19 protein-coding genes are annotated in these 21,027 nt (G+C 60.6%); 11 read left to right on the forward strand and 8 right to left on the reverse strand.

The features are described from left to right. Window positions 1-334: 334 nt before the first annotated feature. The gene (locus GU3_RS09830; RefSeq protein WP_014292382.1) at window positions 335-736 is read left to right on the forward strand and encodes a phosphate-starvation-inducible protein PsiE; all 402 of its coding nucleotides are present in this window, start codon (window positions 335-337) and stop codon (window positions 734-736) included. Between the two features lie 112 nt (window positions 737-848). On the opposite strand, the gene GU3_RS09835 is transcribed toward GU3_RS09830, so the two are convergent. The 3 genes from GU3_RS09835 to mtgA all read right to left on the reverse strand — a co-directional run bounded on the left by GU3_RS09835 (window position 849) and on the right by mtgA (window position 4,043). After that, entirely contained in the window at window positions 849-2,423 is a 1,575-nt protein-coding gene (locus GU3_RS09835; protein ID WP_014292383.1) for a cation:proton antiporter family protein, read from the reverse strand. Between the two features lie 102 nt (window positions 2,424-2,525). Continuing rightward, window positions 2,526-3,278, reverse strand: coding sequence for an HAD-IIA family hydrolase (locus GU3_RS09840; RefSeq protein WP_014292384.1), 753 nt, complete (start codon window positions 3,276-3,278; stop codon window positions 2,526-2,528). Window positions 3,279-3,368: 90 nt separating this feature from the next. After that, complete coding sequence (mtgA, locus tag GU3_RS09845; protein ID WP_014292385.1) at window positions 3,369-4,043, reverse strand: monofunctional biosynthetic peptidoglycan transglycosylase; 675 nt, start codon at window positions 4,041-4,043, stop codon at window positions 3,369-3,371. Between the two features lie 132 nt (window positions 4,044-4,175). Here mtgA and GU3_RS09850 point away from each other — a divergent pair, with 132 nt between their 5' ends. From GU3_RS09850 to GU3_RS09860, 3 genes are all read left to right on the forward strand, one after another. Further along, entirely contained in the window at window positions 4,176-5,201 is a 1,026-nt protein-coding gene (locus GU3_RS09850; RefSeq protein WP_014292386.1) for an adenosine deaminase, read from the forward strand. A 55-nt stretch (window positions 5,202-5,256) separates the two neighbouring features. Next, window positions 5,257-6,126 (forward strand): OmpA family protein, encoded by an 870-nt coding sequence (locus tag GU3_RS09855; protein WP_014292387.1) that lies wholly within the window; start codon window positions 5,257-5,259, stop codon window positions 6,124-6,126. Window positions 6,127-6,261: 135 nt separating this feature from the next. After that, window positions 6,262-7,053, forward strand: coding sequence for a sulfite exporter TauE/SafE family protein (locus GU3_RS09860; protein ID WP_014292388.1), 792 nt, complete (start codon window positions 6,262-6,264; stop codon window positions 7,051-7,053). Window positions 7,054-7,248: 195 nt separating this feature from the next. Here GU3_RS09860 and lpxM read toward each other — a convergent pair whose 3' ends face one another. Beyond that, window positions 7,249-8,217: a lauroyl-Kdo(2)-lipid IV(A) myristoyltransferase gene (gene lpxM / locus GU3_RS09865; RefSeq protein WP_014292389.1), complete on the reverse strand. Its 969-nt coding sequence runs from the start codon at window positions 8,215-8,217 to the stop codon at window positions 7,249-7,251. Between the two features lie 55 nt (window positions 8,218-8,272). Continuing rightward, window positions 8,273-9,046 (reverse strand): DUF3025 domain-containing protein, encoded by a 774-nt coding sequence (locus GU3_RS09870; RefSeq protein WP_014292390.1) that lies wholly within the window; start codon window positions 9,044-9,046, stop codon window positions 8,273-8,275. Window positions 9,047-9,272: 226 nt separating this feature from the next. Between GU3_RS09870 and GU3_RS09875 the strand changes: the two genes are divergently transcribed. After that, window positions 9,273-9,704 (forward strand): ATP-dependent zinc protease, encoded by a 432-nt coding sequence (locus tag GU3_RS09875; protein ID WP_237711130.1) that lies wholly within the window; start codon window positions 9,273-9,275, stop codon window positions 9,702-9,704. A gap of 64 nt (window positions 9,705-9,768) precedes the next feature. On the opposite strand, the gene GU3_RS17080 is transcribed toward GU3_RS09875, so the two are convergent. Both GU3_RS17080 and GU3_RS09880 read right to left on the reverse strand, forming a co-directional pair. Beyond that, window positions 9,769-9,867 (reverse strand): MetS family NSS transporter small subunit, encoded by a 99-nt coding sequence (locus GU3_RS17080; protein ID WP_014292392.1) that lies wholly within the window; start codon window positions 9,865-9,867, stop codon window positions 9,769-9,771. Further along, window positions 9,864-11,339: a sodium-dependent transporter gene (locus GU3_RS09880; RefSeq protein WP_014292393.1), complete on the reverse strand. Its 1,476-nt coding sequence runs from the start codon at window positions 11,337-11,339 to the stop codon at window positions 9,864-9,866. The genes GU3_RS17080 and GU3_RS09880 overlap by 4 nt, the downstream gene beginning before the upstream one ends. A gap of 577 nt (window positions 11,340-11,916) precedes the next feature. Between GU3_RS09880 and GU3_RS17415 the strand changes: the two genes are divergently transcribed. Next, window positions 11,917-12,126, forward strand: coding sequence for a DUF1127 domain-containing protein (locus GU3_RS17415; protein WP_014292394.1), 210 nt, complete (start codon window positions 11,917-11,919; stop codon window positions 12,124-12,126). A gap of 89 nt (window positions 12,127-12,215) precedes the next feature. On the opposite strand, the gene GU3_RS09890 is transcribed toward GU3_RS17415, so the two are convergent. Then, window positions 12,216-13,580, reverse strand: a complete 1,365-nt coding sequence (locus tag GU3_RS09890; RefSeq protein WP_014292395.1) for a DASS family sodium-coupled anion symporter — start codon at window positions 13,578-13,580, stop codon at window positions 12,216-12,218. Window positions 13,581-13,660: 80 nt separating this feature from the next. Between GU3_RS09890 and GU3_RS09895 the strand changes: the two genes are divergently transcribed. The 5 genes from GU3_RS09895 (at window position 13,661) to GU3_RS09915 (ending at window position 20,980) form a co-directional block, all read left to right on the forward strand. Beyond that, the gene (locus GU3_RS09895; protein ID WP_014292396.1) at window positions 13,661-16,330 is read left to right on the forward strand and encodes a response regulator; all 2,670 of its coding nucleotides are present in this window, start codon (window positions 13,661-13,663) and stop codon (window positions 16,328-16,330) included. 251 nt (window positions 16,331-16,581) lie between these two features. Further along, window positions 16,582-17,835, forward strand: coding sequence for a D-amino acid dehydrogenase (locus GU3_RS09900; RefSeq protein ID WP_014292397.1), 1,254 nt, complete (start codon window positions 16,582-16,584; stop codon window positions 17,833-17,835). 118 nt (window positions 17,836-17,953) lie between these two features. Further along, window positions 17,954-18,835: an AEC family transporter gene (locus tag GU3_RS09905; RefSeq protein ID WP_014292398.1), complete on the forward strand. Its 882-nt coding sequence runs from the start codon at window positions 17,954-17,956 to the stop codon at window positions 18,833-18,835. Window positions 18,836-19,000: 165 nt separating this feature from the next. Further along, the gene (locus tag GU3_RS09910; protein WP_014292399.1) at window positions 19,001-19,267 is read left to right on the forward strand and encodes a DUF4212 domain-containing protein; all 267 of its coding nucleotides are present in this window, start codon (window positions 19,001-19,003) and stop codon (window positions 19,265-19,267) included. Window positions 19,268-19,279: 12 nt separating this feature from the next. After that, a complete protein-coding gene (locus GU3_RS09915) occupies window positions 19,280-20,980 on the forward strand; it encodes a sodium:solute symporter family protein (RefSeq protein ID WP_014292400.1) in 1,701 nt (566 codons plus the stop codon). The last annotated feature ends 47 nt before the right edge of the window (window positions 20,981-21,027 follow it).

Below are 21,027 nucleotides of genomic sequence, written 5' to 3' on the forward strand. Positions count from 1 at the left end.
AGATGATAACGAGCGAGAAGCATGGTATTCAGGTTTTAATCGGGTACAGCAGAACGCTCGCCAGGGCGAGTGAGAGGCCGCCAAGGCGTGGCGGAAGGGGAGAGCAAAGGCTAGGGTGGCGTAACGCCGTTATTCATAAATTTCATAAAGGTATAATTTTTTATAAGCTCTATTGGTAAGGCAGGGCGTATTATAGATAGCCGGCCGTCCGGTAACAAGGTCGAATAGGACTCCCTTACTGGCACGTGGTTTGCTAGTCATTGAGTGGCAGTGAATATAGTGCCAAACCATGGCAGAACAGATGAACAATTGCACCGAAAAGGAGCTGAACTGAATGAGCGATAACAGAATGCTGGGCAGCAGGGTACTGGATGCCCTGCAGCATCTCGGCCTTATCATCGTGGCCATCGCCACCGTGGTGGCGGTGGGCATAGAGGTCAACACCATGTGGCAGAACAGGACGGTGACCCTGGCGGATCTGCTGCTGATGTTCATCTACCTGGAAGTGCTGGCCATGGTGGCCATCTATCTGCGTTCGGGCAAGTTGCCCATTCGCATTCCGCTCTATATCGCCATTGTGGCCCTGGCCCGTTACCTCATCCTCGACATGAAGGGCATGGACAACTGGCGGCTGATCACCGTGGCCGGCGCCGCCCTGGTGCTGGCCCTGGCGATTCTGGTGATCCGTTTTGGCCATGTGCGCTATCCCTACGGCAAGGACGAAGGCGGACACTAAACTGTGGGGACTGGGGACTGGGGACTGGGGACTGGAGGCTAGGGATTGGTGCAGTTTCCTGTTCCTGTTCCTGATTCCAATCCCTAATCCCTAATCCCTAATCCCGGTACACTCACCCGGCGTGCTCTATCACATGGCGGGCAAAGCCGCTGCCCGCTTCCTCATAGATGTTGAACACTTCGTCCGCGCCCAGCTCGCGTAACTGGGCGCCTTCTTCCGGATAGCGAATAATGGCGGCTACCCGGCCCTGAAAATTGGCATGGCGAATTTGCTCCAGGGCGTACAGGTTACCGGCATGGTTGGGCATGGCCAGGAAGATGTATTCCAGCTGGCTGTTGATATTGGTCTTGTCCCAGAAATCCGAGTCCGAGGCGTCGCCCTTGATCACGTTGATATCCAGCTCCCGCAACAGGGGGATTTTTTTCTCGTCCGAGTCGATACCCATCAGTTTCTTGTGGGGGTTGACCTTTTCCAGCTCCATATAGGCTCCCTGGCCGATACGGCCCATGCCCACGATCAGAATATTGGCATCCCCCAGCTGAATGGGCATGTCGTCCGGATGCAGTCGGCTGGGGTCCCGGGGAGACAGGCGGTGCATCATGCGGCGATAGATATTTTCGTTGTTGGCGTTGAGCGGCGCCGACGCCACAAAGGAAATGGCCAGGGCGATGGAGGCGACAATCACCCAGTCGTTGCTCAGCATGCCCTGCTGCGCCGCCAGGGCCGCCACGATCAGGCCGAACTCGGAAAAGTTGCTCAGGCTCAGGGTGCCCAGCAGGGCGGTGCGCGGGCGCAGGTAGCAGCGTTTGTACAGCTGGTAGTACAGCAGGCTTTTCAGAGGCAGGGCCAGCAGCAGGATGAGCGAGATCCACAGGGTATCCAGGGTGGGCATGCCGTTCAGGCCAATGTTCAGGAAAAAGGCCACCAGGAACAGCTCTTTCATGTTGAAGAACGACTTGGCCAGCTCCGCCGCGCTGTAGTGGGACGCCAGCATCATGCCGATGATAAGCGCCCCAAGGTCACCCTTGAGCCCCACCAGCTGAAAGCCGCCGTAGCCCACCACCAGCGCCAGGAACACCGCGAACAGGGTCTGCAGCTCGCCGTGGCCGGCCCGCTCCAGAATGCGGCAGAACACCGGGCGTAGCAGCGGCAGCAGGACCAGCAGGGCCAGCGCCCAGGGGCTGGGCACCTTGCCGGCGGAGATGCTGAGAAAGGCCACCGCAAACAGGTCTTGCATCACCAGCACGCCGATGGCGACCACCCCGTAGAAGGTGTTCATGTCGCTGCGCTCTTCCAGCACCTTGACCGCAAACACCGTGCTGGAAAAACTGAGGGCAAAGGCCATCAGCATGGCCTGCTGCCATTGCAGCTCCTGGGCCAGGGCAAAGCCCAGGGCCTTGATGCCGAGCAGCACCAGGGTAAACAGCGCCGTGGAGGACACAATGTGCCCGCAGGCGGTGCCCCAGACTTCCTTGCGCAGCAGGGTCTTGATGTCGAGTTTCAGTCCGATGCTGAACAGCAGCAGGGTCACCCCCAGATTGGCGAGGGTGTCGAGGGTGGCATTGGGCTCATAGCCCATGGCGTTGAGCACAAAGCCGGCGGCGAGAAAGCCGATCAGCGGCGGCAGGCCAATCAAATAAACGGCGAAGCCGCAGCCAAAGGCGACGGCAATAAAAACGGGATCCATGATGTACTTGTTATAGGTTGCGGCTCCTGAGGTGGCGCTATAGTCCGTGTTCAGGCCGCACTTTGTCAACAAAGGCGGCCAGTTTGAAGCCGGTTTTATGGGTCAGAACAAATCGATGTCGGCGGCGGAGGCGTAAATGTGCTGGGGCCGGAACGGCATTTTATCGATGTCGGCCACCTGGCTGACCCCGGTCAGCACCAGTATGGTTTCCAGCCCGGCCTGAAAGCCGGCGAGAATGTCGGTGCGCAGGTTGTCGCCCACGATCAGGGTGTTCTCGGAATGGGCGTCCATGTGGTTGAGGGCGGCGCGCACTATCCAGGCGCTGGGCTTGCCCACGTAAAACGGCTTTTTGCCGGTCATGCGTTCAATGGGGGCGCACAGGGCGCCGCAGGCCGGGTGCATCTGGGGGCCGTGGGTATCCGGGTTGGTGGCGATAAAGCGGGCGCCGTCGGCCACGAAGCGGGCGGCCATCTGGATCATGCTCCAGTTGTAGTTGCGGGTTTCGCCCACCACCACAAAGTCGGGGTCGATGTCGGTGATGGTGAAGCCGGCCTTGTACAGCTCGTGGATCAGCGCCCCCTCACCGATGACATAGGCCTTCTCGCCACTCTGGCGCTTGAGAAAGTCGGCGGTGGCCATGGCCGAGGTGTAAAAGCAGTGCTCCGGCACTTCGATGCCCGCCGAATAGAAACGGTTCTGCAGATCCTTCGGCGTTTGCGCCGGATAGTTGGTGAGAAACAGCAGGTTCATGTTCTGCTCCAGCACACGGCGTACAAAACCGTCGGCGCCGGGAATGAGATCGTTGTTGTGCAGGATAACGCCGTCGATATCACAGATCAGGTTGTTCTTGTGCATTGATGCTCCTTGTACCGGGTGCTCGTGCCGGTCTGGTTCCCACTGTGTTGCCAGAGTATGACAGTTTCATGACGACGGGAACGGCTTTTGTCATTTCTCCACGCAGCCGAGCCAGCCGCCCAGGCCGTTGATGCGCCGGGAAATCCCGGCCGCCCTTTGCTGCACATAGGCCGAGGGCCGGCCGGCGGAATAATGCCGCGGATTGGGCAGCACCGCCGCCAGCAGCGTGGCCTGATGGCGGCTGAGCTGGGCGGCAGAGGTATTGAAATAGGCTTGTGCCGCCGCCTCGGCACCGTAGATGCCGGGGCCGAATTCCGCGATGTTGAGATACAGGGCAAGAATGCGCTCCTTGGGCAGTAGCCACTCCAGCATGGGGGTATAGGCGGCTTCCAGGGCCTTGCGGGTGTAGCTGCGTCCCGGCCACAAATACAGGTTCTTGGCGGTCTGCATGGTAATGGTGCTGCCGCCGCGCAGCCGGCCGCCGTCGGCGGCCTCGCTCAGCACATCGCCAAAGGCGTCCCAGTCAAAACCGCGATGGCGGCAGAACTTGTTGTCTTCGGCGGCGATCACCGCCATCTTGAGCTGAGGGGAAATGCGCGAGGCAGGCTGCCAGTCCTTGTGCAGACTTTCGCCCTCGAACAAGCGGATCACCATCAGTGGCGTCAGTGGCACCGGCACATAGCGGTACAGCAGGGTCAGCAGCAGCGGTACCAGTATCAGCAGTACGGACAGCCAGCCGAGCAGGCGTTTGAACAAGGCGGTCATCGAAATCGGACTCTCTGTGTCGAGCGAAGGGTTAAAAAGTTGACCAAGGGGTTATGTTTTTACCCGGGCTGTGGTTAAATTTTTGTTATCTTTACACTATATCAATCGTTTCGGCAGCAAAGGAGCATCACCATGTCTGCATTTATCGAGCAATTGCCCAAGGTGGAGCTGCATCTCCACATTGAAGGCTCCCTGGAGCCGGAGCTGGTTTTCGCCCTGGCCCGGCGCAATGGTATCACCCTGAATTATGCGGATGAAAGCGCCCTGAGGGCGGCCTACGACTTTGACGATCTTCAGTCGTTTCTGGACATTTATTATGCGGGCATGAGCGTACTGCAGACCGAGCAGGACTTTTTCGACATGACCCACGCCTACCTGCAACGGGCCCAGCGGGAAAACGTGCGTCATGTGGAAATTTTTTTCGACCCCCAGGCCCACACCGACAGGGGCGTGCCGTTTTCCGTGGTGGTGACCGGCATTCACCGTGCCCTGGAGCAGGCCCGGCACGACTGGGGCATCAGCAGCCGGCTGATCATGTCGTTTCTGCGTCATCTGCCGGAAGAGTCGGCCATCGACACCCTGCGCCAGGCCGAGCCGTTTCATGCCTTTCTTACCGGGGTGGGGCTCGATTCGGCAGAGCTGGGCAACCCGCCGGAGAAGTTTCGCCGGGCCTACGCCCTGGCCCGGGAGCAGGGCTACCGGCTGGTGGCCCACGCCGGCGAAGAGGGGCCAGCGCAGTATATTCGTGATGCGCTGGTACTGCTCGGGGTGGAGCGCATCGATCACGGGGTGGCCGCCATTGAGGATCCGGCCCTGATGGCGGAGCTGGCCGAGCGTCGCATTCCGCTGACCGTCTGTCCGCTGTCGAACCTGAAACTCAAGGTGATCGGGTCGATGGCCGAGCATCCCATGCAAACACTGCTGCGCGCCGGCCTGTGCGTGACCGTGAACTCCGACGATCCGGCCTATTTCGGCGGCTACATGAATGCCAACTACCAGGCGCTGCAACAGGGTCTTGGCATGAGCGATGGCGAGTTGCTCAAGCTTGCCATGAACGGGGTGGAAGCCAGCTGGCTGTCGCCGGAAGAGAAAACCCTGCTGCTGCACGACATTCAGGCCCACGGCGAAAAATTCGGCGTTTGTCCGGTGGAGGACTAAAGAAGCGCACTCCTGAGCCGATAAGCCTGTCAGGGTGTAACAGGAGGCAGTGGCTGTGCGCAAACTGATGGCAGTAGCGGGACTGGTGCTCAGCACAACGTGCTGGGCCCAGCCGCGTATCTATGTGGCGAGCCTGGATCATTCCCGCTGGCGGCTGGCGGCCGATTCGGCGGTGGAATGCCGGCTGGAGCACAGCATTCCCGGTTTCGGCACCGGTACCTTCGTTAGCCGGGCGGGTAAAAACGTCAACCTGGTGTTTGAGCTGAGCCCGCTTCGGGCACAGCCGCGCACCCGGCAGGCGGCGCTGAGAAGCGAGTCGCCCTACTGGCAGCCGGGCCGCGCGCCCAAGCCGATCAGCCAGGTGACCTTTTACCAGCAGTTCGACGCCATGGTGGAGCAGCAAAACGCCTGGATCATGCTCGACGAGCTCAGCCAGGGGCGCTGGCCCACTTTTTATTTTGATGACTGGTACGCGGGCGATCGCACCACCGGGGTGGGGCTGTCGTCGGTGAATTTTCGCGCTCGCTACGCCGCCTTTCTCGACTGCCAGCACAACCTGCTGCCCTACGGTTTTGAAGACATCGCCTTCAGCGTGCTCAACTACATAAACAACGCCGATGAGCTGACGCCCCACTCGCGCCAGCGACTGGCGATGATCGCCGACTATGTGCGTGCCGATCCCAATATTGGCGAGGTGGTGATCAACACCTATACCGACAGTTTTGGCACCGAGTTTCACAACAAGCAGCTGTCGCTGCTGCGGGCCAGGGCCATCAAGGAGCACTTTCTCGCGCTGGGCCTGCCCGACACCAGCATACGGGTGGAAGGGCACGGCGAGCGCCGGCCCATTGCCGACAACAGCACCCCCGAGGGGCGCAGCAGCAACCGCCGGGTGGTCATCAGCCTGGGCCGGCCGGCAATTTAATCCCGCTCCGGGTTGGCGTGGGGCCGCCGGCCCGCACGCCAACCCCGGCTTTTTCCCCTCCATGATCACTTTGCCCTTTTCCTTTGCGCCTCGCTTGGGTAGCTTATGGGCCTTTTCACTTTTCAGGGAACGGACATGACCTGGTTGATGTACATGGTGCTGGGAGCCTTTGCCGGCACCCTGGCGGGACTGTTTGGCGTGGGCGGCGGCCTTATCATTGTGCCGGTGCTGATCTTCAGTTTCAATTTGCAGGGCATTGGCGGTGAGCTGGTGGCCCACATGGCGGTGGGCACCTCGCTCGCCACCATCATGTTTACCTCGCTCAGTGCCATTCACACTCACCACGGCCGCCGCGCCATCGACTGGAAACTGGCTGCCATGCTGTCGGCGGGCATTGTGATTGGCGCCTGGCTGGGAGGCTATACCGCCGACAAAATGTCGGGGCTGCAACTGCAGCGGGTGATCGGCCTGTTTGCCTGGCTGATGGCGGCGCAGATGCTGTTCAACCTGATGCCCAGCGGCAGCGGCAAACTGCCGGGCAAGCCGGTACAGGCGGCAGTGGGGGGCGTGATTGGCTGGGCCTCGGGGATCTTCGGCATTGGCGGCGGCTCGCTCACGGTGCCGTTTTTAAGCTGGTGCTCGGTGCCCATGCAGCGGGCGGTGGCGGTCTCTTCCGCCTGTGGTTTTCCCATCGCCCTGGTGGGCGCACTCAGCTATGTGGTACACGGCCTGGATCACGACAACCTGCCCGCCGAGGCCTGGGGCTATGTCTACTTGCCTGCGCTGATCGGCATCAGTGTGGCCAGCATGCCTTTCGCTCGCCTGGGTGCCATTCTGGCGCACAAGCTGTCGGCGGTGGTGCTGAAACGGGCCTTTGCGGTGTTTCTGCTGTTGGTGGGGGCCAAGTTTTTGTTCTTCCCGGCGTAACAAATCGGGGGAACAGGGAGCAGGAAATGGGGATTGGAATCATGCCAGTCCCCAGTCCCCAGTCCCCAGTCCTTAGTCCTTAGTCCCGCTTTTCCCGCTCGGCCAGCCAGTCATCGGCTTTGGCCACGGCCCACAGAATCAGCAGGCCCAGGGCCACCAGGCCGGCATAATTCCAGGCATGATCCAGCCAGTCCATCAGCGCCCCCGAATCTTGCGAATGCCCGCCTCGTAGCGGCCTTCCGGGCTGTCTACCTGGGTCTGAAAGTATTTCAGAAACCACATGTACTGCTCGGGCCAGTCGGTCAGCAGGGCCTCAATCTCGGCGTTCATGGCCCGGGTATCGGCGGTCAGATCGGCCGTGGGATAGGGGGCCATGGGCGGGCGAATCACCAGCTCGTAGCGGTGTTCTTGCGTGTTATACACGCTCAGCACCGGCACCACCTGGGCACCGGTCAGTTTTACCAGCTTGGGCAGGGCCGGCAGGGTGGCTTTCATTTCGGCAAAAAACGGCACAAAAATGCTGGCCTCCCGGCCATGATCCTGGTCCGGCAGGTAAAAGAAATGCTTGCCGTCGCGAATGGTCTTGATCACCGCCTTGATGCCGGCATCGCGCTCGTAAACAATGCCGTTGAACCGCGCCCGCTGGCGGTTGATAAACCAGTCGAACACCTCGTTTTTGGCGCTGTGCATCATGGTGCACATGGGCAAACCCAGTGAGGTCAGGTACAGGCCGCCGGCATCAATGGCCCAGGTATGGGGGATCATGAAGATGATTTGTTTGTCTTGCGCCAGGCAGGCGTCGATATGCTCCTGGCCGTGTACCTTGAAGCGGGCCTGCAGATAGGCGGGGGAGCGGGCGGTCCACTCGCCATAGGCAAAAAAGGTCATCAGACCGGCACGGATGGACTGCAGCAGCGTGGCGTCCACTTCTGCGTCGCTCAGCTCGGGAAAACACAGCCGAATATTGGTGCGGGCGATGTAACACTGTTTTTTGGCGAGTCTGACCAGCAGCGGAGCAAAGGCGCCGGCAAAGCCATCCCGGGCGCGGACCGGCAACCAGGCCAGCAGCCACAACAGGGCGATGGCCAGCCAGGTGGGCCAGTAACGGGGGTGCAGGTAACGGGGTTTGAACTGTGCATCGTAAACGGGATCGTGCCCGGACATAACATGTACCTCTGAACTACAAGAGCGGCAAGTGTATGAAAAAAACCGGGGCAAATCACCCTTGCCGGCAGGGCCGGAAATAGTCGGTGTTATGGTAAAAGCCCGGATCCTCGTTGGCGGGCCACCAGCCGGGAATGCCCAGCAGCGGCAAGGGCCGCAATGGCCTGGGCCGGTCGAACAGCGCCCGGGCCTGCAACTGCTCACACAGGTGGTTATCCAGCACCGAATACTGCTCGTGCCTGGGCAGGGCAAAAAAGCCGTCGGGCATGGGCAGCACCACCGCCTTGGCGGTCAGGCCAATAAAGGGATGGAGCGCCTGCTCATACAGGGCATGGCCAAAGATGAAAGGCTGCCAGTCGTTGCCCCACTGCCGGCGCCGCTCCAGAAACAGCCGTTGCCAGTGGTGCTGGCTGAGCAGGGTTTCCATCTCGTCCCCTTCGGGTACCGCCAGCACCAGGCCGCATTCGTCGAAATGGGTAATGCGATCCCGCCGCGGAGTGCGTGTGCGGGCGCCATGGGCGTGAATGTGCTCCATGTGCAGCCGGTTCAGCAATGCCTTGGTTTGGGGAAACAGGTGCCAGATCACGGCGCCGAAAAAGTCATGCCAGTTGCCCTGGCGGGTGGGAACCTGGCCTTGTGCCACGGCTTCCTCGTAATAGCAGTCGCGGGCGGCAACGGTGTCGTTGTCCACAAAATGCAGCCCCAACCCCGAGGCCAGGTGACGGTTCAGGCTGGCCAGGGAGGGCCACTCGGGGTCGGTAAAGGCCACCAGCCCAGCAAGCTGGCCGACAATGGCGTTGCGCGTGGTAAAATCGGGATCCCAGTTCATCGGCCGTCCGTCAGCATTCAAAACCGCCAAGGATACTCCCGGAAAAGGGCAATGTTCAGCATAATTTTGCCGTACCGGCCATTTTCAGGGCCGGCTGTGCTTGAGTAAACTAAGGGCGACAATGACTGGCGCACGAGGAGTGCCGATGAAACGGGTCTTACGAGTAATCTGGTTACTGGCTTTGTTGCTCCCTGGCGTTATGGTCCAGGCGGCAAGTGGTGATAACGTGAAAATAGATAATAAATGGCTGTTGGGCCGGGTGGAGTGGCTGTGGTTGCCGGCGCTGGAAGACAGTGTCAAGGCGCGTATCGACTCGGGGGCCAAGACCTCGTCGATGTCGGCCACCGACATAATCGAGTTTGAGCGGGAAGGCGAGGCCTGGATCCGGTTTCGTTTTCGGCACGATAATCATCTGGCGCAGCTGGAGGCCCCGCTCAGCCGCTACGTGAGAATTCGCCAGGCCAACAGCAAAAAGGCGGATCGGCGCCCGGTGGTGCTGCTGCCGGTGCGGGTGGGAGATCTGGAAAAAAATGTGGAGTTCACCCTGAAGGACCGCACCCGCATGCTGTACCCGGTGTTGCTGGGGCGCGAGTTTATGAGCGACGACGTACTGATTGACCCCTCACGGCTCTTTGTGCAACCGAAATTCAAGCCTTGAGCGGGTCGCGTGCACTAAAAAGGCAGCCAATCGGCTGCCTTTTCTTATGGTTGACTGCTTGTGCTTACTTCTTGGCTTTCATGGCCCGGCGAATGCACAGGGCGGCACCGCCCCAGGTGATGCCGAGGCCAATCAGCATCATGATAATGGCTCCGGTACTCATGCTTTCACCTCCTGTTTGCTGCTGGCGTTGATGATGATTGCCACCACCAGCATCGCCGCAATCATGCCCCAGCCGATAAACAGAATTTCATTATCGCTGTAACCACCGTAGTTCTCCTTGAAGGCGCCCACGATATTGTTGAACAGGATCACCGCCAGCATGCCGATGGACACAAACTTGATGCACAGCTGCCACCAGATACCGATGGTGAACTCCGACAGCTCGTTGGCCCGCTTCTGGTAATCGGACAGCTTGCACAGCCAGCCCACCAGGAACAGCTCAAGCAGACAGGAGCCAAGCAGCGCCATGTTGTTGATAAAGTGATCCACCAGATCCAGCAGCAGCAGGCCGCCCTGGGTGATGAACAGCAGGCTCACCACAAAGCCGGTACCACAGAAAATGGTGGCGGTCTTTTGCCGGCTCCAGCCGGTTTTGCCCATCAGGCCGGTGGTGACCGCCTCGGCGATGGAGATGTGCGAGCTGATACCGGCAAAGACCAGTGCCAGGAAGAACATCGGGCCCATCACCCCGGGGGCGGGCAGCAGGTTGATGGCGGTGGGCAGGGTGACGAAGGCCAGGCCCACACCCGAGCTCACTACCTCGGTCAGCGCCTTGTCCTGCGCCTGGGCCATGTAGCCCAGGGCACCGAAGATCATGATGCCGGCGAGCATGGAAAAACCGCAGTTCATCAACACCGTCATAAAGGCGTTGTTGTTGATGTCGGACTTTTCCGGCAGGTAGCTGGCGTAAGACAGCATGATGGCAAAGCCCACGCTCAGGGTGAAGAAAATCTGACCATAGGCGGCAGACCACACCTTGAGATCCCAGATTTTGCTGAAGTCGGGCTCCAGCAGCCAGTTGATGCCGTTCAGGGCGCCGGGCAGAAAGATGATGCGGCCGATCAGCACCAGCACCAGCAGGAACAGCAGCGGCATCAGCACCTTGTTGATCTTTTCAATCCCGCCCTTCACGCCCCGGTAGGTGGCAAAGAAGCTGGCCGCCCAGGCCAGGGCCAGCGGCAGCAGCAGGTGGGTTTGCAGGCCGCCCAGGTTGGAGGGAGAGTTGTCACCCAGCCCCAGGAACTCCCCAAAGAAGAAGGCGTTGCTGTCGTCGCCCCAGCTCTGATCCAGGGCAAACCAGGCGTAGGAAATGGCCCAGGCAATAACCACCACGTAATAGAAGGCGATCACCGCAGAGATCATCACCTGGAACCAGCCCAGCCACTCAAAGCGGGCATTCAGCTGGCGCAGGGTGCCGGGGGCGCCGGCACGGTACTTCTGACCCAGGGTAAACTCCAGGATCATGAAGGGAATGCCGGCGGTCAGCATGGCGAACAGGTAGGGAATAAAGAAGGCGCCACCGCCGTTCTCGTAAGCCATATAGGGGAAGCGCCAGATATTACCCAGGCCAACGGCAGAGCCGACTGCCGCCAGGATAAAGCCGGTGCGAGAACCCCATTGTTCTCGTTTCATAACGATTCCTCGGGAATGGAAAGACAATAACTACAGGATAGTTTTACCGGGCGCAGGGTAGGGGGTGAGCAGGGCAAAATCAACGCGTCGATCTGCTGCGCGAAAGAGTTTATGCCTTATATATGGAGGGTGATTTCGCCTTATTTGAAATAATCAGTGATTTTCTGTTGTTAACATGGTGTTATATTCTTGCATTTGGCAGATCGGCCAGCGTATTTGTGTTTTTTGCATTTTGATAAAAATCGTTGTGGCGCGCACAATCTGGCAGGAGACAAGGCCAATTCCTGCTGATGCAGTATTTCTGCATGGCCAGAGGCCGGGATCAAAGCATAAACACAGGAAGTGTGAATAAAAAATCATCTGGTGCCATTAACTATTCCTGTGCCAAGTTTTTCTCATGCCATGGCGGGCATGAGCCATGTTTGCTGCAGGAAAAACAGCTGTTAACAGGTTGTTTTCTGATTGAGTGTCAGCGATTTGCCATTTAGTTTTTTTTATTTTGATGCCCAAGAAAAGTCGGTTGAGGGAGGCGAGGGGGCTGCCTATGCTGTGCCTGCATTCATTCAGGAGGCGTACCATGACCACTCACTGTTCTTCCCGCCCGGCCACTGTCGCCCGTGGCCCGTCAACTCACTCCGCCGGCCTGCGGGCCATTCTGGGCCGCTGGCGGCATCGCAGTCGCTCCCGCCGTGAGCTGGCCGAACTGCCCCCCTATTTGCTGAAGGACATTGGCCTGAACGAAGCCGACCGGTACCAGGAAGTCAGCAAGCCGTTCTGGCAACCGTAATCGCAAGGAATGCGCCTCACAAAAAACGCCGCTGTCAGTCAGCGGCTTTTTTTGATCTGAAGTACCGGGTCTGCCCCGGGATCTGGCGCTCAGCCGGTGAGGCCGAACCAGGCGGTGAGCAGGACAATGCAGCACAGATTGATGGCAAAGCCGGCCTTCATCATCTGCCGCTGGGGTACAAACCCCGAGCCAAACACAATGGCATTGGGGGGCGTGGCCACCGGCAGCATAAAGGCACAGGAGGCCGACACCGCGATGAGGGCTGCCACCATCACCGGCGACAGCCCCAGTCCTTCGGCCACCGCGGCAAACACCGGGATCAGCAGGGCGGCGCTGGCGGTATTGGATGCCAGCTCGGTGAGGAACACCACAAAGGCGGTAATGGCCAGCAGAATCAGCCAGGGCCCGGCGCTGGCCAGCCCCTCGGCCAGGTGGGTGGCGAGAAACAGGCTGGTGCCGGTTTCCTTGAGAATATGGCTGAGGGTAAGACCGCCACCAAACAGCAGCAGTACGCCCCAGTCGGCCTGATGTTCAATGTCTTTCCACTCGGCGACCCGGGTGATGGCAATCAGCACGATGGCCAGCAAGGCCACCAGGGTGTCAAAGGCCGGCAGCCGGCCCAGTAGCGCCGACACCGGCGCCGAGAAAATCCACAGGCTGACGGTGAGCAGAAAAACGCCCAGGGTGATCAGGCGGCTGCGATTCCAGCTCAGGCTGTCTTCGGGAATGTCGATGTGTTCGTTCAGCTGGGGCCGAAACAACAGCCACAGCACGGCCACGGCCACCGGCAGCAGCATCAGGGTAATGGGCAGGCCAATGGCCATCCAGTCGGTAAATCCCAGGCCGGTTTCGGCGGCGGCAATGGCGTTGGGCGGGCTGCCCACCAGGGTGGCGATGCCACCGATGTTGGCGCTGTAGGCCACCCCCAGCAGCACGAACACATAGGTGGAGGCGTGCCGCTCGGCATCCAGGCAGCGCAGCAGGCCCAGGGCCAGGGGCAGCATCATGGCGGCGGTGGCGGTGTTGCTTATCCACATGGAAAGAAAGGCGGAGGTGGCAAACAGCAGCAGCACGGCGGCCAGCAGCCGGCCTCGGGCCAGTTGCAGTATGCGTCCGGCCACCAGCCGGTCCAGCCCCTGGCTGCGCATGGCGGCAGCCAGGGCAAAACCGCCCAGGAACAGGAAGATAATGGGATTGGCAAAGTTGCCCAGGGCGGCGCCGGTATCGAGGATCCCCAGCAGTACCGCCAGCAGGGGCACCAGCAGGGCGGTAATGGTAATATGCACGGCTTCCGTGAGCCAGAGGGTGGCAATGACCAGCAACAGCGCCAGTCCCTTGTTGACGGCAGGCTCAAACGGCAAGGTGGCGATCAGCGCCGGCAGGGCCAGCAAGCAAAGGATGACAATGCCGGTGCGGCCGCTGGGCAGGGCCGCCGATGAAACATGGTTGGACATGGTTTTCCTGTTATGTTGTTGTTTTGGTTTTGAATTGTTGGAACCCGGCGAACTATATCACCACGAGGCAGACACAAGAGATGATGGCGGCCGCAAAACCCGATACCCGTACTCAAAAACGTCGCTGGCTGTGGCTGGTGCTGCTGGCAGCGGGGCTGTTGCTGTTGTTCAGCCATGGCTACGGCCTGTATCGCCAGTATGAGGACGGACGCCAGCTGTTGCGCCATGCCGAGCCCATTGTCGACGAGCTGTATCATATTCACCACCAGGTGATGATGCCCGATGCGGAAGGGGCGGTGCTGCTGGATGAAAAGATACGCCGGCTCAGCTTGCTGTTGTCGCGGTTTCAGCAGCAGTTGAGCCAGTCGGACATGGTGAAGCTGGCCGGCCTCACCGGGGATCAGCATCCCGACGAGTACCTCGGCACCCTGCAGCAACTGCAGGAGGCCGAGCTGCATGCGCGCCACAGCCTGGGGGTGTTTGCCGAGGCGGTGGGCCGGGTGCCGGCGGCCGAGGGCGGGCCGGGGCTGCAACAACTGCTGCAGCACAGCCGCCTGTACCTGTACACTACCAATCCGTTGTTCGTGCGCGGCCTGGAGCGGGAAGCCGCCTCCCTTCGCCAGCGTAGCCAGCCCACGCCGCGGCTGGATGAAGCCCTCTATGCCCAAAGCATTTATGCGGCCAACCTGCACCGGCTGATCCGCCTGCGCCACCATTTTGCCGACACCAATATTGGCGACTTCTACGACTGGATTTCCGGCTGGCGACAGCATACCGAGCACAGCCGTGACCGCCTGCTGGCGCTGGCACTGATGCTGGTGCTGGCGGTGCTGTGCGCCGGTGGCGGCCTACTTTACCTCAATAACCGCAAGTGGCGTCAGGCCAGCCACAGCGCCAGCGCCCTGGCCCAGGCCAAGACCGACTTTCTGGCCAACATGAGCCACGAAATCCGCACCCCCATGAACGCCATCATCGGCTTTGTCTCGCTGTTGCAGCAAACCGCCCTCGATCCCCGCCAGAGTGACTACCTGGCGAAAATCCGCTTGTCTTCCGACAATCTGCTGTTGCTGATCAACGATATTCTCGATCTGACCAAGGTGGAGGCGGGCAAGCTGGAGCTGGAAGACATTGCCTTTGATCTGAACGAGCAACTGGAGCGGCTGGCGGGGCTGTTTGCCGATCTGTCGGAGCAAAAACAGCTGGAAGTCATCATCAACAAGGCGCCGAACGTGCCCGATCGGCTGCAGGGGGATCCCCTGCGCCTGGGCCAGGTGCTGACCAACCTGGTCAGCAATGCCCTCAAGTTTACCGAGCGGGGCGAGGTGGTGCTCGGCATCTCGGTGACCGACGAGCCCGAGCCCCGGCTGTGCTTTGAGGTGCGTGACACCGGCATCGGCATTGTGCCCGAGCAACAGGAGCAGTTGTTCCAGTCCTTTACCCAGGTGGATGCCAGCACCACCCGCAAATACGGTGGCAGCGGGCTGGGGCTCAGCATCTGCCGGCACCTGGTGGCGCTGATGGACGGCAGCATAGGGGTGCACAGTGTACCGGGGCGGGGCTCCACCTTCAGTGTGACCCTGCCGCTGCGCCCGGCCAGGGACTCCCTGCCCGATGTGACCCCGGAGTTTGCGCCGGGTCTGAAAGTCCTGGTGGTGGACGACAATCCCCTGGCGCTGGAGGTGATGAGTGGCATGCTCAGGCGCGCCGGCTTTGTGGTGTATACCGCCATGAATATCGAGGCCGCCCGGACCCTGCTGCAACACCGGGGCGGGGAACTCCATCTGGCCTTGATCGATTGTTGCCTGGGGCGGGAGAACGGTCTCGAACTGGCCCGTATCATTCGCCAGCATCCCCACCTTGAGGCACTGCCCATTGTGCTGGTCAGCGCCTTTGGCCGGGAGCGGCCGGCGGAGCAGATGCGCGCCCTGGGGCTGGAGCACTATGTGTCCAAACCCGTCACCTGGAGCCGGCTGTCGGTGTGCCTGGCGCGGGTGCTCAACCCGGCGCCGGCACCCTCGCGGCCGCCGCTTGCCGACACCGACACCGAGCATCACCGGCGCCGGCTGTCCGGCTGCCATGTGCTGCTGGCGGAAGACAACCGCCTCAACCAGCAACTGGTGATTGAATATCTGAGCCGGGTGGGGGTGACCGTGAGCCTCGCCGACAATGGCCGCCAGGCGGTCGAGCTGGTGTCCCGCCAGGCCTTTGACGCCATTCTGATGGACCTGCAGATGCCCATTCTCGATGGCCTGGAAGCCACTCGCCAGATCCGTCGGCTGCAGCAGCATCACGATGTTCCCATCATTGCCCTCACCGCCAGTGCCATGCGCAGCGATCGGGACAGCAGTTACGGCTCGGGCATGAATGCCTATGTGTCCAAGCCGGTGGACCGCCACGATCTTTACCAGGCCCTGGTCCAGCAGTGCGGCCGGCCCGGCACCGGCGGGCCGGCCGCAGCGGCGGGCGAGGCGGCCCGGGCGCCGGCAGCGCCTCGCGGCGGCGAATTGCTGGCGTGCCGGGATCAGTTGTGGCTGCTGCAGGCGGCCCAGGCCGAGCGCAACTGGCCGGAAGCCGCCCGGTTGCTGACCGAGCTGGCGCGCTGTGCCCGCGCCGACGGTGATACCGCCTTGGCCGAGCAGGCCGAGCAGGCCCTGGACTGGCCCGGCCAGGGAAAAGCCCTGCCGCATGCCCGGCTGGCCGTCTTGCAAAAAGGCCTCGAGAACGCCCTGGAAGGTAACGAGCCGTCCTGACTTTTCCGGTTTGTGATGTACATCACAGCTTGGCTTGCATTGGTGTTAAGTGCTGAATTTAATTTTTATATTGGAATTTTATGCTTACCCAAAAACCTGCGACAGATTAACCTGTAATCCCCTTGATGCCGCCCCCCGGGCTTGCCTCATGCGCGAGCGGACGCGAGGTTTTTCCGTGTTTAATTCATCTGGATTTTTTCACTTTTTTGGATGATATTCTCGCTCAACAGGCATTCTGATAGGGGAGCGTTATGAAAGTTTTGGTTCTGGGTAGTGGTGTTGTCGGCGTAACCAGCGCCTGGTATCTGGCCCGTCAGGGGCACGAAGTGGTGGTGCTCGACCGCCAGCCCGATGCGGCGGAAGAAACCAGCTTTGCCAACGCCGGCCAGCTGTCGTTCGGCATGTCTTCCCCCTGGGCGGCCCCCGGCATTCCGGTGAAGGCGATGAAGTGGATGTTCCAGTCTCATGCGCCGCTCAAGGTGCGCCCCGGCACCAATCCGGCGCAGTGGAAGTTTATGTTGTCAATGCTGGCCAACTGCAACGAAAAATCCTACAGCGTCAACAAGTCCCGCATGGTGCGGGTATCCGAGTACAGCCGCCAGTGCATCAATGCCCTGCAGGACGAGCTGAACCTGCCCTTTGAAGGCCGTAAAAAAGGCCTGCTGCAGGTATTCCGCACCGAAAAGCAGGTGGCCGACGCCGCCAAGGACATCAAGGTGCTGCAGGAATTCGGCGTGAACCACGCCATGCTCAACGTGGAAGAGTGTATTGCCCGTGAGCCGGCCCTGGCCCGGGTGAAAGACAAGCTGGTGGGGGGGCTGCACTTCCCCGACGATCAGACCGGCGACTGCAACCTGTTCACCAAGGCCCTGGTCAAGAAGTGCCAGGAGAAGGGCGTGGTGTTCAAGTTCAACACCGAGATCAAGGCGCTGGTACGCGACGGCGACGAAATCCGTGGCGTACAGACCGATCACGGCCTGGAAACCGCCGATCAGGTGCTGGTGTGCATGGGCAGCTACTCGCCCTTCCTGCTCACGCCGCTCGGCATTACCCTGCCCATTTACCCGGTGAAGGGCTACTCCCTGACCATTGAAGTCAACAAGGACGAGGATGCGCCCCAGTCCACCGTGATGGACGAAACCTTCAAGGTGGCCATCACCCGCTTCGACAACCGCATTCGGGCCGCCGGCACCGCAGAGCTGGCCGACTTCAACAAGGATCTGCCCGCCGCCCGCCGGGAGACCATTGCCCACTCGGTGAGCAGCCTGTTCCCCGAAGGCGGCAAGATGGAAGAGGCCGAGTTCTGGACCGGTTTCCGCCCGATGACCCCGGACGGCACCCCCATTATCGGCGGCACCCGGTACAAGAACCTGTGGCTGAACACCGGCCACGGCACTCTTGGGTGGACCATGGGCGCCGGCTCGGCAGCGCTGGTGGCGGATCTGATGTCCGGCAAGCAGCCGGATATCGACAGCGACGGCCTGGCCTTCAGCCGCTACGGCTGAGGCTGGCGCGCGGGCTTGTCCCCGAATGGGGGCAGCTTGCCCGCAACGCGGTAACCCGCGACATCTGGACACTGAGAGCCAAAAGACGCACTATGCCGTCTTTTGGCTCTCTTGTTTTATGCTGCTTACCCTGCTCAACATCGTGCTGCCGGTGTTTGCTGTGGTGGCGGTCGGCTATGGGTTTGGCCGGCGCCAGCGCAACCCGGACATGGGCTTTGTCAACCTGGCCAACGTGGCGGTATTCTGCCCGGCGCTGGTGTTTTCCGCCCTGATGCAAAATCCCGTTTCCCTGGCCGACAGCTGGCCGCTGATCCTGGCCGGTGCCCTGTGCATTGTGCTGCCGGGGGGGCTGCTGGCGCTGTTTCGTTTTCAGGGTCTGGAGCGGCGCAGCCTGGTACTGGCGGGCATGTTCCGCAACACCGGCAATATCGGCATTCCGCTGATGCTGCTGGCCTACGGTGACGACAAGCTCGGCGCCATCATCATTCTCTTTGTGCTGTCCAACCTGCTGCACTTCTCACTGGGGTTATTTATTCTCTCCCGCGAGGCGGGGCGCTGGCAGTGGCTGAAAAGCCCCATTGTGTGGGCGGCGGTGGCCGGCGTGCTGCTGGCGGAGCACAAGGCCCTGTTGCCCGATTTTGTATATACCAGCGCCGATCTGCTGGGGCAGATGGCGGTACCGCTGATGCTGTTTGCCCTGGGGGTGCGGCTGTCGGTGGGGGAGGTGGGCAACCTGGGGCTGGCGTTTCGGGTGAACCTGGCCTACCTGCTGGCGGGAGCGGTGGCCTTTGGCCTGGTGGCCTGGTGGTTGCCGCTGACTTCCGAATGGCTGCAGTTGCTGGCGCTGTCGGTGATGTTGCCCCCGGCGGTGCTCAACTACCTGTTGTGCGAGCAGTACCGCTGTCAGCCCGACAAAATGGCCAGCATAGTGCTGCTGGGCAACGTCATGGCGGTGGCCATTATTCCGCTGGTGGTTTATCTTACACTGAGTTTCTTATGAATCCTTCCTCGATACCGGCGCTGCCCGCGTAGCGCCGGTCCCGCATGTTTCATTTTTGTTAACGTAAAATTAACTGCCTGTTAATACCAAAGTCTAAGTTTCAAGGGACGCACTTCGCGCTACTGTTATTTTCGAACCGTATTCGGCTATTCAAGGAGAGAAAGAATGGCGTTCGAAAGTCAGGAAAAAGCAAAAGCGTACTGGAAAGAAAACCTGCGGCTGATGGCCATCTTGCTGGCCATCTGGTTCACGGTTTCCTATGTGTTTGGCATTGTGCTGGTGGATATGCTCAATGCCATCACCATTGGCGGTGCCAAGCTGGGTTTCTGGTTTTCCCAGCAGGGATCCATTTATGTGTTTGTGGTACTCATTTTCGTCTATGTATGGCGAATGAACGTGCTCGACAAAAAATACAATGTAGACGAAGCGTAATAGGGGCAGGAAATGGATATTCAAACCTGGACATTTATTCTGGTGGGGCTCAGCTTTGCCCTTTATATCGGTATTGCGATTTGGGCACGGGCTGGCAGCACCGGTGAGTTTTATGTGGCCGGCGGCGGCGTGCACCCGGTGGCCAACGGCATGGCCACGGCGGCGGACTGGATGTCGGCGGCGTCTTTCATCTCCATGGCCGGCATCATCTCTTTTGCCGGTTACGACGGCGGCGTGTACCTGATGGGCTGGACCGGCGGTTATGTGCTGCTGGCGCTGTGCCTGGCACCCTACCTGCGCAAGTTCGGCAAGTTTACCGTGCCGGACTTTATCGGTGATCGTTATTACTCCCAGACCGCCCGCATGGTGGCGGTGTTCTGCGCCATCTTCGTGTCCTTCACCTATGTGGCGGGCCAGATGCGCGGCGTGGGTGTGGTGTTCTCCCGCTTCCTGGAAGTGGACATCAACCTCGGCGTTATCATCGGCATGTGCATCGTGTTTTTCTACGCGGTGATGGGCGGCATGAAGGGCATCACCTACACCCAGGTGGCGCAATACTGCGTGCTGATCTTCGCCTTCCTGGTGCCGGCCATTTTTGTGTCCCTGCTGGTCACCGGCACTCCGGTGCCCCAGCTCGGCTTTATCGGCGAAACCTCCGACGGCGTCTACCTGCTCGACAAGCTGGACGGCCTGTCCCGGGAGCTGGGCTTTACCGAATATACCTCAGGCACCAAGTCCGGCATTGATGTGTTCTTCATCACCGCCGCCCTGATGGTGGGGACCGCCGGTCTGCCCCATGTGATCATTCGCTTCTTCACCGTGCCCAAGGTGCGTGATGCCCGCATCTCCGCCGGCTGGGCGTTGCTGTTCATCTCCTTCCTGTACACCACCGCCCCGGCCGTGGCCGCCTTTGCCCGCGCCAACATGATCGATGGCCTGAACGGTGCCGATGGTCAGGGCGTGATTGCCGAGCAGGCCCCGGGCTGGGTGGCCAACTGGGAAAAAACCGGTCTGGTAAGCTGGGATGACAAGAACGGTGACGGCCGCATGTTCTATGCCGGTGACGAGCGCAACGAAATGACCATCAGCCCGGACATCATCGTGCTGGCCAGCCCTGAGATCGGTCGTCTGCCGAACTGGGTGGTGGCCCTGCTGGCGGCCGGTGGCCTGGCGGCGGCACTGTCGACCGCGGCCGGTCTGCTGCTGGTGATCTCCACCTCCATTGCCCACGATTTGCTGAAGAAAGGTTTCAAGCCCGACATGACCGACAAGCAGGAACTGCTGGCGGCGCGCATTGCCGCAGCCGTGGCGGTGTTCGGCGCCGGTTACCTCGGCATCAACCCGCCCGGCTTCGTGGCCCAGGTGGTGGCCTTTGCCTTTGGCCTGGCGGCAGCCTCCTTCTTCCCGGCCATTGTGCTTGGCATCTTCTATAAGAAGATGAACAAGGAAGGCGCCATCGCCGGTATGGTCAGCGGCATCGCCTTTACCGCCGCCTACATCATTTACTTCAAGTTCATTAACCCGGCGGCCAGCACCCCTGACAACTGGTGGTTCGGTATTTCTCCCGAGGGCATTGGTACCCTGGGCATGCTGGTCAACCTGGCGGTTTCCCTGGCGGTGGCCAAAATCACCACCGAAACCCCGCAGGAAGTGCAGGAGCTGGTGGAAAGCATTCGCTTTCCCAAGGGCGCCGGCGAAGCTCACAGTCATTGATCCACATCAATAAAAATAACAGGGACGCGTCAGCGTCCCTTTTTTAT

Source organism: Oceanimonas sp. GK1 (assembly GCF_000243075.1).
Taxonomy (GTDB): domain Bacteria; phylum Pseudomonadota; class Gammaproteobacteria; order Enterobacterales; family Aeromonadaceae; genus Oceanimonas.